The organism is Candidatus Omnitrophota bacterium, assembly GCA_016929445.1.
GTDB lineage: Bacteria > Omnitrophota > Gorgyraeia > JAFGIU01 > JAFGIU01 > JAFGIU01.
Genome location: JAFGIU010000119.1, coordinates 1 through 13040, shown reverse-complemented (window position 1 = coordinate 13040; position 13040 = coordinate 1). Strand labels below are relative to the sequence as shown.

Annotated in this window: 13 protein-coding genes and 1 riboswitch; all 13 genes read right to left on the bottom strand. The window is 57.5% G+C overall.

The features are described from left to right. On the bottom strand, positions 1-205 hold a 205-nt coding region (locus tag JW937_09395; protein ID MBN1587622.1), incomplete at its 3' end, for a hypothetical protein. A gap of 129 nt (positions 206-334) precedes the next feature. Further along, positions 335-1609, bottom strand: a complete 1275-nt coding sequence (locus JW937_09390) for a tetratricopeptide repeat protein (protein MBN1587621.1) — start codon at positions 1607-1609, stop codon at positions 335-337. Then, the gene (locus JW937_09385) at positions 1606-2253 is read right to left on the bottom strand and encodes an energy transducer TonB (protein MBN1587620.1); all 648 of its coding nucleotides are present in this window, start codon (positions 2251-2253) and stop codon (positions 1606-1608) included. Before JW937_09385 ends, JW937_09390 begins: the two co-directional genes overlap by 4 nt. Further along, positions 2250-2663 carry a biopolymer transporter ExbD gene (locus JW937_09380; protein ID MBN1587619.1) on the bottom strand — a complete coding sequence of 138 codons (414 nt, stop codon included), beginning with the start codon at positions 2661-2663 and terminating at the stop codon, positions 2250-2252. Before JW937_09380 ends, JW937_09385 begins: the two co-directional genes overlap by 4 nt. Then, positions 2660-3100: a MotA/TolQ/ExbB proton channel family protein gene (locus JW937_09375; protein ID MBN1587618.1), complete on the bottom strand. Its 441-nt coding sequence runs from the start codon at positions 3098-3100 to the stop codon at positions 2660-2662. Before JW937_09375 ends, JW937_09380 begins: the two co-directional genes overlap by 4 nt. After that, positions 3085-3627: a MotA/TolQ/ExbB proton channel family protein gene (locus JW937_09370; GenBank protein MBN1587617.1), complete on the bottom strand. Its 543-nt coding sequence runs from the start codon at positions 3625-3627 to the stop codon at positions 3085-3087. The genes JW937_09375 and JW937_09370 overlap by 16 nt, the downstream gene beginning before the upstream one ends. Before the next feature lie 872 nt (positions 3628-4499). Beyond that, positions 4500-5285, bottom strand: coding sequence for a DUF3450 family protein (locus JW937_09365; GenBank protein MBN1587616.1), 786 nt, complete (start codon positions 5283-5285; stop codon positions 4500-4502). 106 nt (positions 5286-5391) lie between these two features. After that, positions 5392-5829 (bottom strand): DoxX family membrane protein, encoded by a 438-nt coding sequence (locus JW937_09360; protein MBN1587615.1) that lies wholly within the window; start codon positions 5827-5829, stop codon positions 5392-5394. Continuing rightward, a complete protein-coding gene (locus JW937_09355) occupies positions 5826-6296 on the bottom strand; it encodes a rhodanese-like domain-containing protein (GenBank protein MBN1587614.1) in 471 nt (156 codons plus the stop codon). The genes JW937_09360 and JW937_09355 overlap by 4 nt, the downstream gene beginning before the upstream one ends. Further along, positions 6293-7297, bottom strand: a complete 1005-nt coding sequence (locus tag JW937_09350) for a DUF1573 domain-containing protein (GenBank protein ID MBN1587613.1) — start codon at positions 7295-7297, stop codon at positions 6293-6295. Before JW937_09350 ends, JW937_09355 begins: the two co-directional genes overlap by 4 nt. Before the next feature lie 51 nt (positions 7298-7348). Next, positions 7349-10558 carry a hypothetical protein gene (locus JW937_09345; GenBank protein MBN1587612.1) on the bottom strand — a complete coding sequence of 1070 codons (3210 nt, stop codon included), beginning with the start codon at positions 10556-10558 and terminating at the stop codon, positions 7349-7351. Between the two features lie 119 nt (positions 10559-10677). Beyond that, positions 10678-10767: riboswitch (cyclic di-GMP riboswitch) on the bottom strand. Positions 10768-10946: 179 nt separating this feature from the next. Beyond that, positions 10947-11135 carry a DUF2892 domain-containing protein gene (locus JW937_09340; protein ID MBN1587611.1) on the bottom strand — a complete coding sequence of 63 codons (189 nt, stop codon included), beginning with the start codon at positions 11133-11135 and terminating at the stop codon, positions 10947-10949. Positions 11136-11151: 16 nt separating this feature from the next. Then, positions 11152-13040 (bottom strand): efflux RND transporter permease subunit (locus JW937_09335; GenBank protein MBN1587610.1); only part of this gene is annotated, 1889 nt, incomplete at its 5' end.

Below are 13040 nucleotides of genomic sequence, written 5' to 3'. Positions count from 1 at the left end.
TGCTGCGCAGATGCGGATTGGTGTCGCTCACTTCCGCTGTCAACGCGCCACCGGAAACGGATTCGTTTGTAAGCCCGCGCATCACACGCCAGCCTTGCATGTCGCCGTCCGTGTCGAAGTCCCATGAGACAGCGGCGTGGGCTTGGATGGGAATGATTAGAAAAACAACGGAGAGAAAAAGAGTGACAAACGGAAAAGTTCGCATGTATTCCTCCTGGTGGGCTCAGAGGTGAATAGGAGTCTATTGTCCTACCATCACTTAGGAGAAAAGCATGATATGCATCAAGAAGGGGCGATATTAAATGTTTAAAGAGGTTAATAAATCGGAAACGGGCTACTCTGACTGCGAAATCGCCTGGATCCGCTCAAGGTATTGGGCCACATGCTTCTGGGGATCCAGGGCCTGCGAGTCCTCCAAGAGACTCACTGCCTGCGTGTAATCGCCGCGCTGCACTTGGATGCGCGCCCGGCCGATCAAGGCCTTGGCCTCAAATCCTTCAATGCGCCCGGCGCGTTCGTAAGTGAGTTCGGCGTCTTCCAAGCGGTTCAACACCACATACACATCGCCCAGGCGCAGCAAAGCCTTGGCATTGAGAGGCTCTTGGCGGACCACAGACTGGTATCCGGCCAAAGCCGCGTTCCAGTCCTCGTGCATGCGCGCGAGTTCGGCCTCGGCCCAACAAAGCCGGACCGAGTTTTCCAAGTCCGGAAGCTTTTCGGATCCTTTGAGATGATTGAGCCATGCTACGGCCTGTTCTGTGTCGCCGCTCTGAAGCAAACGCTCCAGAGCGTCCAGGGCCTTTTGCTGGCCCTCAGAACCCGTCAGGCTCAGGGCCTCTTGGTAAGCCTTGACCGCATCCGCGCTCTGGCCCTCGCTCAAACGCAGATCGCCCAAAGTCCAAAGATTTTCCTGATCAAGCGCTCCCAAACGATAAGCGGTTTCCAGACACACCAATGCGCGCAGAGTCTGCCCCATAGCCAGAGCCAGATCCGCCCGCGCCAACCACAAGACCGTGCGGCCGGGATCCTCCTCCAGGAGCCTGGCCAACAACACTTCCGCTTCCGGGTAACGCTGTTGCGCGATCAGAGTGTCGGCCAAGCCTTCCAGCGCCGCGCTCTCCGAAGGGTCCTTTAAGAGCGCCTGGCGAAAGGCGGTCTCCGCCCCGATAGTGTGGCCTTCAAGCAAATAGGCTGCTCCGGCGAGCATGTATTGAGAGGTGGAAAGATCATCCTTCTGGAGCAAACGCTTGGCTTCCTCAACCGCGTCTTTACCCCGGTGTTGCGCCAAAAGCACCATCAACAACCGGCCCTGGGCTTGTGTGAACTCCGGGTCCTTTTGCAGGGCAGCGCGATACGCGTTTTCCGCTTCTCCCCACTCTTCAACCTGCGCGTGCAGATTTCCCAAGACAAAATCCACAGCTGCGCTCGAGGACGGGCCCGCACTGCCGCGCACCAAGGCAAGGGCTTCCGTGTGCCTGCCTTCTTCGCCCAACATACGCGCGCTCTCGATCAGATCCGACTCTTCCGCGCTCACACGCGGCTCTGCTGCTCGAAGCGGCGACGGCATCACACACAAAGCAATGAGAAGAATTCCAATCCACCGGTTCATCTGAAGTTCTCCTCCAAATAAAAGCGCACAGGCAAAATCACCGAGGCCGCTACGGCTTCTCCTCCCTGCCTCCCGGGCCTGAACCGGGCTTGAGACAAGGCACGCACTGCCCTCTGTTCAAAGGCTGCAGGCAAATCGGAGCGCAGAATCTCAATTTGATGCACCTGTCCCTGGGCATCCACGCGCGCCTGAAGCAGGACCTCTCCCTCCAGACCTTGATTCCTGAAAAGTTCCGGGTACAAAGGGTCCACCATCATTAAGAGCTGCGGTCCGTGATCCCATTCTAAAGAAGATCCGCCCATGACCGGAAAATCCCATTCCGCGAGCTCTGAGCCCGGAACAGAACCCCACCGGGTTTTGCGCTTGGAAATTACAGGAAATGCAGAAGGTGCGGGCATCTCGAATCCCGGGACCGGGTCCGGGGGCAAACCGGGGGGGATCTTGGAGAAGTCCGCAGGAGTGACCACACCCGGCACGCTTGCCGCAGACTGCAGGCTCATGTCCGGCAAGCGCATCACCTCAATGGAGCGCACCGGTTCCGGAATCACCGGGGCCGTGCCCACACTCTCGGAAAGAGGCAGGGCCACAAAGATGAGCAATGTCAGAATTCCGCTCAAGCTCCAGATCTGCCAACGCATCTTCATCGCTTCTCCGCTGCCACGCTGATTTCAGTGGCGCCCGCTGCCCGGCACTCGTCCAAGACTTCGATCAAGGTTCCGCTTGAACTGCGGCGGTCCGCCACCAGGACCACGGAACGCTTATCGCTTTCCATTAATCGCGAGACCAATCCCCTGACCCCGTTAATTCCCACATTGCGGTCTCCATACAAAACACGGCCGTCCGCAGTCACGCTTAAATACACGCTGGCTGCCCGGAGAGGCTGCGCAGTTGCGGCCAGCGGGCGCTGCACCTCGATTCCGCTCTGCTCCACAAAGACCGCTGCCACCAAAAAGAAAATCAGCAGGAGGAACATCATATCGATGAGCGGCGAAAGCTGGATCTCCACGCGTTCTTCTGCCCCCCAGAGAGAGCTCAATCCCTGCCTCACACTCATTGGGCTCTCCCTATTTCAATTTTCCGGACGGCATGGACTAACTCGACCTTGCGTATCTGCCGCTGGATCACGCCGATTCCTATCAAGCCCGGGAGGGCGATGACCAATCCGTACTGCGTGGTGACCAGGGCCCGGCCCACGCCTTGGGCCAAGGCTTGATTTGTGGGGCCTCCGCCGGCACTAAGTGTGCCAAAGGTTTGGACCAGGCCCATCACGGTGCCCAGGAGCCCGAGCAAGGGGGCTGCGCTCACCAGGGCTTTCAGGACGGTCAGGTCCTTGCGCAGTTGAGGGATGGGTTCGCAGGCTTTCTCTTCTCGAAGTCTTGAATAGAGATTCAGCAATACAACCCACATGGCAAAGCACACCGCGGCCAACACAGCCAACAGAAGGCCCCCCCGGCTCCAGTACTCGGTGCAGCGGACTAAGAGTCCGGCCATTGGCGGCTCCCCGGAACCAAAACGCTGCGTTCCCCAAAATGAATTGCGGAGGAAAACTCATGGCACAACTGTTCCAAGCGCATGATCAGCTGCCGCACGCGGCGCGACAAAAACGCGTGGGCCAAAAGTGCCGGTACTGCCACAATAAGTCCGAACTCGGTCGTGATCAGCGCTTCGGAAATTCCGCTCGAAAGAAGCTGGGCTTTGCCTGCGCCGAAAATCGTCACCAGGTTGAAGGTGTGGATCATGCCGGTCACGGTTCCCAAAAGCCCGAGCAAGGGCGCCACTGCCGCTGTCACACTGAGCAAAGCCAGCCCGCGCTCCAGCCGGGGAATGCGCTTCATCACCTCGGAGAGCATTTGTTCTTCAGTGCGCTCTTCACTCTCTCCCGCCCAATCAATGCCTGTAAGCAAAACGGGGCCCGCAGGTTCGCCCAGGGGCACGGCCCGTTCCCGGGCCAATTTCTCTTTACCCGCGCGCATCAGGCTGATGATTGCGCGCAGATCCGCGTCCCAACGCACCCGCATGCGCACGAACGAAAGCCATTTCCACAGTGCGGCGCCCAGGGAAAGAATTCCCAAAAGAAGGATTGGGACGAGGATGAGCCCGCCCGCGCGCAAATACGCCCAAGGACTTTCGCGCTCTTGTTCCAATTCAAGGGCTTTGCCCTCCGTGGGATCGACGGGAAGAAGCACTCTTGAACCGGAAGCCAGCTCCTTGAGCAGCCGCGGCGAAACCGCATAGGCCACTGCCGGATTGAGGGTCTCCGGGTCGTTGCTGACGAGTCCGCCCCAGTTGTCATCCCCGGAAAGAAAATACGTTTCAGATCCCACGAGCAAAAAGCGGCCCGGGCTCACAACTCCCAAGGGACTCAAACACTCTCCCTCCAAAACCGGAATCCCCCAGCGCATCCGGGCCCAGGATTCGGCCCACTGCAATACCGAAGGAAGCGCCAAAACCGCCTCCGGCCCTTCGGTCTTCAAGATTTGCGCATCCAATTCTTGGAAAGCTTGGGCAAAATGATCTTCTTCAGCCAAAGTCAGGGAGCGGCTCAGCTCCCGGCGAAATTCCAGCAATACACTCCGCAACGCCAGGGCTTCCGCCTCCAAACCCGCGACTTCGCGTTCGAGCCTCTCCACCGTCTGCGCAGAACTTTCCACCCGGCCCTGAGTGGAAGACAATTCCTTACGCAACTCAGCCACTTCCGCTTCGAGATGCGATTGCTCTTGGGCCAAGGGCGCACGTTGCTCGGAGATGGAATCCCTCAGCTGCTCCAGCTGCTGAGTCTGCGACTCCACGTCCAGCAACGCATTTTCCACGGCTGAATGAAAATCCACGGCCCAGGCAGGCGCTGCCACGAGTGTTGAACACAGGAAAGCCGTCCAAAGCCCCAGTTGCCTCATTGCGTCTTCCCCCTGCGTTGCACAGGCAGGCGCACAAAGGCCGCTTCGTCGACGGATCGCCGCATATTCACGGCCTTCCTTAATACAGGCGCCAGAGACGCATCCCATTCCCATTGCCAGCCCTCGATTGAAGGAGACCCCAACGCAGCCCAACGGTCCCCGGGGCTCACGGCATAGGCAATGGCTGTTCCCAAGTAAAACACGTCGAATTCCCGGCGATCCCCTTCCGGAGTCCTCAAGACCTCGCGCACCAAGACAGATCCGGTTTGTAACTGGGCAATCCGCGAATAAAGACCCAACACCCGCTCCAGGCGATCGCTGTCTGCGGTACCGTCCGAAAATTCCAGCTCGCGAAATTCTTCTTCGATCTTCTGCGCCAAAGGCCGCGGAAGTCGAGTCCTCCACTGCAACAGATTTTGACCGGCCGTGCGCAATGCGGGCTGCCCGCTCTCAAGGGCCTGGCCTAATTCGGTCTTGCGCGCGCTGAGTACCTGCAATTGTTGTTCCAAATTTTGCTTTGTGTGCTTCCTCTGCTCAAGCTCCTGCTGCAGCGCATTCTTTTCCCGGAGCAGCAGCTCCATTTCCCTCCGCAGCCACTCTTTTTCTTGAGTCCAAGCCCGTTCTTCCGCGGCAGTCTCCTGGCGCAAATCCACCCACTGGGACACGAGGGCTTCCAGACTCTTTGCATTGGGAAGAGGCCGCTCTGCTTCGCAAAACGCAGGTTTTGCAAACATCAAGGCTGTAACAAAAATCAAGGTGAATGGGGCAGCAGACTTTCTCATGGGGGATTCATTGTAGATCAGAGCAAATCGAAAACAAAGGAATGGGAATGATGAGAAGCTAAACACCACTGCTGCATTAGGTTACAAATGGTTCTTTGGACCCGGCTCAGCGCTTGCGCGCAGAACGGTAAACAATTCCGCCCAAGGCAATCAGGCTGAGATTCCGCACCACGCTCACCCAACCTGCGTGGCCCTTGTCCGGATCATGGCTGAAACAGCCGCAGGAGATATCAATGCCGCGGAATAGATTCAGGAGAATCGCGCTTGTAAAGACCAGCAACATACCGATGAGGAGAAGGGCCGCAGGCCTGCGAAACTTGGGCACTGCCAGCACGCAAAACGCGCAAACCAGCTCCAGCCAGGGCAGGTAAACAGCAAGGAGATTAATGCTGTCAAAGGGAAGCAAGCGGTATCGAAAGATCGAGACCGCAAAGCCCTGGGGATCCACAATCTTGTGATAACTGGATCCGATAAAGATCAAGCCCAGGGCCAGGGTCGCAATCCAAGGCAAGCAATGCGCAATCGAATTGCAACCTTGTTTCACTTGGCTCCCTCCACCGGGTGGCCGGCCGTTTCCCAGGCCTTGAATCCTCCCACAAAGACCCACACCTGCGTATAGCCCTGGTCTTTTAAGCGCTTTGCCAAAAGCACAGCCTCGTCACAGAGCTTGTCCGAACAATAGACCAATAGCGGCTCACGGCGGGACAAAAAGACTTCCACCTTCTCATACTTTTCTTCGAATTCCAGGCGCGGCAGAGAGAGCGCGCCGGGCAGATGGCCTGCTTCGTATTCCTTGGGCGTGCGCGCGTCCAGAATCATCCAGCGCCGCCCTGCGACAATTTCCCGCGCACGTTCTATGGAAGCAACGCCCAGGCCCGCTTCCACAGCCTCGGATTCCACATAGCGTTCCCAGTTTCCGACCCACGGAATCTTATTCGGATGAAAGCTGTTGGCGAGTCCACCCAGCACGGCCGGCAGGATGAGGAGCACTGCAGCGCGGCGCAACATCATTCAACCTTCTGAATCGTCGTGATTCGAAACGGCACTTCGATCACTTCATTGCCGGGGATATTGGTTCGGATGCGCAACGGGATCGCGTCCGAGGATGGCATGGGGTACACATTGTCCAGGCGAATCCGGTATCCGTCCTCGCCCATGGGGGTGATATTCACCTCAATCTGCGGATCCGGGGTTTCCACTTTAAGGACCTCAAAGGGCTTGGGCCGGCCGCGGCGAAGCACCAAGTAATGGGTGGAGGGACCGGAAGACAGCGCATCCAGCACAATTTCGCGGGGTTCCACCAGCAGGTCGTCCATAACGCGAACAGACACGGGGATCTCGACCTCCTGGATCTTCATCAAGTCCGTACGTATTTTGATGCGCCCCTGTCTTTTCCCGGGTTGCCCGCCGGCTTTCAACTGAATCTGAATCGCGTGCACCGCCATGCGCTCAGGAGAATCCACCTCCGCTTCAAAGCTGGGGTCGGTGGAGACGGCACTTACAATGTGGTACGGCGTTCCCTTTTTGGTGCGGATACTCACTGGGGCGCTGGCTGTAGCGCCCTGGGGAACGCTGCCGAAAAAGATTGCCTCGGGTTCCACGTAAACCTCGCGCAGCGCGATGCCCGTAAAGCCCAAGGTGAGGGTTTGCTGCTGCGGGTCGTTGGTTTCCACAAAAATTTCTTTAAGCAGCTTGCCTTCACGGCCGTGCAAAACAAGGCGCCCGAGGATCTCAATTTCCCCTCCGGGTTCTACGGCCTCCCCCTCCCACTCCACATCCGTACACGTACAAGAGGTCCAGATGCCGCGGATTTCCAAAGTGGCCGTGCCCGTGTTACGGACCACAAAGACGTTTTCAATGGTTTGGGTGTTCGGGACTTCACCGAATTCATAGTAGGGCTGCTCGCACATTGCGCGCGGCGCTTTGGCCACGCGAAAGGCAAGCGCATCTGTAATACCGGCAAACAACAACAAACAGACAGGGATCAGAAAGAGAGGTCGGAGACGGCACATGCAGCTAGGGTACTGCGATGTCCTGCAGCGGTCAATGGGTTGGATACCTGCTCAGTTCACCACAAACTGATGCGTGACTGTGGCGGGCTCATAGCCTTCAGCAGCCACCAGCCCCTTGATCGTATAGGTGCCCTTGTCGATTTCCCGTTCGAGTGGGCGCTCGATATTCAGTTCACCGCTCTCCGAAGCTGCTTTAGCAAAAGTATCAATCACAGAACCATCCGGGCCTGTCACCACGACTTCCACGGTGCTCGCGACCGGAGAACCTTTGGAAGAAGACAGTACGGCAATACGGAGTTTCTTCAACCTCTTGAACTCCGAATCCGGATTTCCTTTGCGGTCCAAGGTGAGCATCAGGGCTTCCAGAGGCGCCAAGACCGGCAACACGGGGGCCTCCACGATGGGACTCGGCGCTTCCAGAACTTCTGCTTCCTCTACCTTGTGGCCAAAGTGCGTATAGGCCGTGACCGGATTATGTCCTTGAGCACGGGCCTTGGCCACAATGGAGTACACTCCCGCCGGGAAGTCGGCCAGCGCCAGGGAACGGAACACCACGACACTGCCCTCGGTCCCGGTGCTTTGGCTGAACTCGTCGATGACGCTGCCGTCCGGAGCCAAAATCTGCAGATCCATATCCGCGGAAGAAGGCGCTCCGTCGATCTCAGACACGATGACAATGCGCAAGCGCTGCAAACGCTCCAGGACCTTTTGGGGCTGTCCCATATGATCCCATGTGAGGAGCTCCACATGCAGGCCCGGGGGTTTTTCCAATGCGGGGCCGGGAACATCCAGAGTGGGCATGGCGGCCTCGGCCGCTTCGGGAACCGGAGCTCCCAGCCGCACTCCAATATCCGGGCCCACACCCTGGGTTTGCTCCAGCATGGAGCGCAGACTCTGGACTTCTTCTTCCGAAGCCATGTAATTGGCGCGCATGCCCTCAAGGTCCTCTTGCATCCGGGCCAGTTGGGCTTCCAGCTCTCGAATTTTTTCGTTTTCGTTTGAAGAACGCTTCAGAGCGGCCTGCAATTCCTCAAGCTGGGCAGTTTGCACGGCCACGTTGTTCTCTAAACGCCCAATCGTATCGTCCAGCAAAAGGTTCTCCGAAATCAATTCTTGAAGCTGAGATTGCGTCTCTCCCTTGGCTTGTGCCAAGGCCTCGTTTTGCGTTTGCATCCCGGTGAGTTGCTCCTCCGAATAACTGACAGCCTTTCGCAGACGCCCGATTTCCTGACGGGCGGCATCGAGTTGCTGCTCCGTGGCTTCCTGTGCCACTTGCACTTCCTGAGCGCTGCCGAGTTGTGCGCGCAGACCCGCAATTTCTTTCTTGGCCCGGTTCAGTTCCTCGTTAGCCTGTTCGAGCTCACCCGCGATTCGTTTCTGGCGTTCTTGAAGCTGAGTTTTTTCTTCCTGCAGCAAATTCTTTTCCAGCTTTGTCTGCTCCAAGGTCTGTTCCATTGCAGAGAGTTGATCTTGGATCTTCTTCGAGCCGAGTTGCGCGTCTTCTTCTTGGGCTAAGACCTCGGCCCGGTACTGGACCCAGCGTGTTTCCAAAGCCGCTTGTTCGGTTTGGGCACGCACCAGCGCGTGTTCTTTTTCCCGCAGCGCTGTTCGGATAATTTGAAGTTCATCCAAGCGGGATTGCGCAAGCTGGCTTTGTTCTTTTGCCTGGCCTTGCGCGGAGGCCAACTGATTATTGAGCTGCGCGAGTTGTCCCTCCTGCGAACCTGCGGTACTCCGCAATTCTTTTGCCCGGGCCTCGGCCTGTTCAAGCTGAGCCTTGAGGGCTTCCAATTCCGTCTTGGATTGCTCACGCAAGGCGCTCATTTCTTCTTTCACCAAGGCCAACTGCTCTTCGGGCGTGGGCCCCTGGGGCACAGGCTCCGCTTGCACCGCAACTGCGGCCACGCCGGTGCCCATGGTAGAGGCGCTAATGACCGGCGCCGCGACTTCTCCCAAGCTGTAATGCAAGACCATGAAATCTTTGGCACCGGGCAGATTCCCCTGCTCACGGGAGCTCGTTGTTTCCCCAACCACAAAAAGCTCTCCATCCTGCACCGCCACTGCCCGGGCCACATCATCCTCTTCCCAACCCATTAAACTGTAGGTCTGCACCTTTCCAAAGTCAGGATCCACCACCAACATAAAAGCATCCTTGCCCGCTGCCTGGAAGCTCGTGGTTTCTCCCACCACAAACAGCTTGCCGTCCGAATACAGAATGCCGTGCCCCACGTCCGTGCCCTGGCCGCCCCATTTGCTGCTCCACACAAAGCGGCCTGAGGGTGTGTACTTGAGAATGAGCACATCTTCCGCCCCGTAAGGACCGATAAACTGAGACGAGGCGAGAAAGACATGGTCTTCGGATGCCGTAACAGCCACCGCCGCTCCTTCCGGCTTCAGAGACTGGGTGTAGGTTTTGAACCAAACCATGCCACCCGTGCGGGCAATCTTCCAAAGGGTAGCCCGGTGGTCGTAGTTCGAATCGGTGTAATGACTCTTTCCGGCCGCGTATATGTGCCCGTCCAGCTCGGCCAGCGAAGAGACTGAGCTATGGAAACCGTCTCCGGGTTCGCCCACAATCTCTTTCCAGATCAGATTGCCACTACTGTCAAACTTAGCCAGCACGGCCGTGTGATTCTGCTTCCCTGCCTGAGCGTAGCCCCCGGCATAGATAAAGACCTGGCCTTCCTCCTCGACTGCAAGAACGGATAAAAAGGCCTCGGGGCCGCTTTCCTTCCACACCGGCGTCGGGAAGAAATCCACACTGCGAGTCCAAAGTGCTCTTCCCGCGCCCTGTCCCACGGCATTGTCTGGAGGAAACTTGATCAACACGCAGCGATGCTCTTTGGGCGCCTGAGGGTCTTGAGTCTGGGAAAGACTCCGGCCGGCAAAATAGACTCCTTCGCTCGTGGCAGCAACTGCGCTTAAGACCTCTTGATGCGGTCCTGCACTGGAGGCCTTTTCAGGCCAAAGGGAGCTTCGGATTGCCGCGGGACTGGGCGGGAGAGAGACTTGGACTGTTAGGGCATGGGCACCGGCTTGGCTTTGGTCTTCTCCCGCAAAATAGAGCTGGCCCCTGTTCAGCGCTATCCCAGCGGGAAAACTCATAGTGGCGTTTTCGGAGCCGCCGCCCTGCTGGCCTTGGCCTCCCACGAATACAGCCGATCTAAAGGTGGGCTCCGCAGCCATCGCGCTTAACGCAAAATTGATTAGGAGAGAGAAACAGAACAGGGTCCGGGGCGCTTGTTGCAGAATCCTTCTCACTTGCCAAGCCTTTCTGCAAAGCTGGAACCCTAGGGCGGAGTCTGGCGCACACAAAAAAAGACCTATTCCCGGCGCCGGATTAAGGCGGGGAAAGGTCCTGTAAATACACTTTTTCCTTGCGCGGCAACCAGGCTACCATAGCAGTAACTCCTGCCTTAGGCCCTACGGCTTTGCGTCCTGCCCTTTCGGACAGTTTGCCTTTGTCCCGCGGGAGCTCCGCACTCCCGCGGGCACTCACACATCATCTCTTGAGAGGTTGTTTTTTCCTCTACAGCAGAGTATACCCAACCCAAAATGCGCGTGTCGGGTTGCAGAGGCGCACCGTATGGCACCGGGAAACGCGGCGCTTCAACACGCAGCATTTTCAAGCAAATCTTTTGGGGTAGGCCTATTTTTGTACGCCCATTTTGCCCAAAAGCTTCTCCATCAAGCACAAGTTCGTTAAGGCGCTTTGAAAGAGATTGACTCCCACAAAGGCGGTGAAGAGCAGCCACCATTCGCTCACGGTCTGAGAGAGAATCAAGCTAATGATCACAAAGCTCCCGGCAATGAGCCGGATCCATCGTTCCATTTTCATACGATCTCCTTCGGTGTCAGGCACCGGTGCCTGGCACTGGTGCCTGGCACCGGTGCTTCCGGTACATGCTGTAGTACAGAACCGGTACGGCGGTACGGGACAGAATCGTGGCGGCCACTTCTCCGGCGATGAGCGCAATGGCCAAGCCCTGGAATATCGGGTCAAAAAGAATAACGGAGGCGCCCACGACCACGGCCGAAGCTGTCAAGAGCATGGGCCTGAAGCGCACAGCCCCGGCATCGATCACGGCCTCTTCCAAGGGCATCCCCTCCTTGAGCCGCAATTCAATAAAATCGACCAAAATAATGGAGTTTCGCACCACAATCCCGGCGCCGGCGATCAACCCAATCATGGAAGTGGCGGTGAAGAAAACCCCGCTCAGCCAATGCGCGGGCAGGATTCCCACCAGGGAAAGCGGAATCGGCGCCATCACGATGACCGGGGTCTTGAAGGATTTAAACCAACCCACGACCAAGGCATAGATCAAGATAAGCACCGCTGCAAAGGCCAGGCCCAAATCACGGAAGACCTCGTAGGTAATGTGCCACTCGCCGTCCCACTTAACAGCCCATTCCCTGCTGGAATCCGGCTGGCGGGTGAAGTACTGCACCAGCTTTTTCTGACCCTCATCCGAAGCAGGCAACTGGATCTTATCCAGTTCCTTGCGCAAACCCACGAGCGCATACACAGGCGAACCCACTTGGTCCGTGACATCCGCAATCACATAGCTCGTGCGCATGAGATTCTTGTGATAGATGGAATGATCCTGGCTCCGTTTTTCCGGCTTCACTAAATCCGGCAGCGGAATCATTTGCCCGTATCTTGAAAGAAGCTGAATGCCCTCCAGCCCTTTCAGGTCTCTGCGTTTGTCCTGCGGCAAACGTACAAGGATTTCCACAGGCTCATATTCACCAGGCAACCGGGCCAAACCCGCGACTTCGCCCTTCAAGGCGGTTGCGACGGTGCGCGCCACATAGGCCATGGGGATCCCGTTCAATGAGGCCTTTTCGCTGTCGACCTGCAAACGCACCAGATCTTGATCGGCCTCCACATAAGTATCGATGTCCGTGATGCCGGGTGTGCGGCCCAGAAGTGCTTCGATCTTCCCGGAGAGCTCCTCCTGTCCCTGCTGGTTCGGGCCATAGATCTCCAACACCAGGGTGGAAAGCACCGGCGGCCCGGGCGGCACCTCCGCCACCTGCACATGGGCTCCCGCACGTTTGGCAATCTCCTGCAGCTTGGGGCGTATGCTCTCGGCAATCGCATGGCTCTGCCGTTTTCGGTGATGACGGTCCTCCAGGTTCACTTGCAGGTCTGCCATGTGCGGCCGGTTTCTCAGAAAATAGTGGCGGACCAACCCGTTGAAGTTGTACGGAGCGGCCGCGCCCACATAAATCTCGATGTCGGACACCTCCGGCACCTCGCGCACATAGTAGGCCATTTCTTCAATCACTGCGCGTGTCCGGTCGATTGGCGTGCCTTCGGGCATATTCAGGATCACCTGAAACTCGTTCTTATTGTCAAAAGGCAACATCTTGAGGAGAACCCGCTTGGCCGGCACAAGCGCAACGGAGCCGAACAACAACAAGACGAGCACGCAATAAAAAATCCGGCGCACGGAAGCGCGCCGAATCAAAGGCCCCATATAGGAGCGATAGGAGCGCGTCAAAAAATCTTCCTTCTCACCGTGGCCGTGGCCCTTGAGCTTGCCCTTGCGGTGCGCATAACCCAAAATTTTATACGCAGCCCACGGAGTGGCTACAAAGGCCACAATCATGGAAAAAACCATGGCCGCGCTCGCCCCAATAGGGATCGGCCGCATGTAGGGTCCCATTAACCCGCGCACAAAGGCCATCGGAAGAATCGCGGCGATCACCGTGAGTGTGGCCAGAATGAGGGGGCTGC